This is a genomic window from 'Camptotheca acuminata' phytoplasma, assembly GCF_041276565.1.
Lineage (GTDB): Bacteria > Bacillota_I > Bacilli_A > Acholeplasmatales > Acholeplasmataceae > Phytoplasma.
On record NZ_JBGGGR010000042.1, the window covers coordinates 1 to 1,016 of the forward strand.

The following is a 1,016-nucleotide window of genomic DNA, read 5'->3' on the forward strand; positions in this document are numbered from 1 at the left end:
TTTTTATTATTAGTAGGAAAATCAATTTGTTTATCAAATTGAAGTTCTAAAGTTAAATCACAATAATCAGTATTGTCGTAAAAAAAATAAACCTTTTTAACATCAGATTTTTTTGATAATTCTCTTAAGTCTTCTAAAGTAAAAAAATCATCTTTACGTTTTCTTTTTCCTCCGTCAAAATAAACTCCTAATAAATTAGAAGGTGTATTTTTAATTTTTACATTCAACTTATTATCAGGTCCAGCATTATAACCAGGATAATCATTTAATTTTAACATTTGAGATATTTTTTTGAAGGTATAAAAATTAACTAATTGTGCTTTTGAAATATAAGGATATGGTTGTTCTAACAAAACATGTATAACTTTATTATCAGTTTTATTTTCTGAAGCGTATATTGAATTTTTTTGAAATAAACAAAATAACATAATTAAAAATATAAGTAATTTCGAACTTTTTTTGAATGCAATCACAAAAATGTCCTTTTTTGATGTTGGATATTTTTAATATCTTTGTTTTATAAATGAGTTATCAAAATTAATATTTTTTTCAAAATTTGAGAAAATATTAATTTTTCTATTTTTTATAATTTTTTTAAAAAAATAATTATTTTATATTGAAAATTTTCTTAAAATTAATATTTTTTAATTTATATATTATTTTTAAAATATATTTTTCTTATAATTTATCTTTTTTTCAAAAAGATGAAACTTATTTTTTCTGGATATTATTTTTTATCAAAATATCCAGAAAAAATAAATTAAAATAAAAAATTTTAATACTAAAATAAATAAATAAAAAAGATAAAAATATAGGCAAAACATTTGTAATAATGTTTTGCCTATTAAGTATGTTATTTAGCTGTTCTACTTGGTGTTAAACTGCTGTTTTATCTGCTGCTGGTGTTGATACTGCTGTTTTATCTGCTGCTGGTGTTAATACTGCTGTTTTATCTGCTGCTGGTGTTGATACTGCTGTTTTATCTGCTGCTGGTGTTGATACTGCTGTTTTATCTG

At 20.9% G+C, this 1,016-nt stretch carries 1 pseudogene; it reads right to left on the reverse strand.

The annotated features are described in order from the left end of the window. Positions 1-473: pseudogene (locus tag AB6A63_RS02270) on the reverse strand (hypothetical protein); the annotation flags it as partial. Positions 474-1,016: the final 543 nt, after the last annotated feature.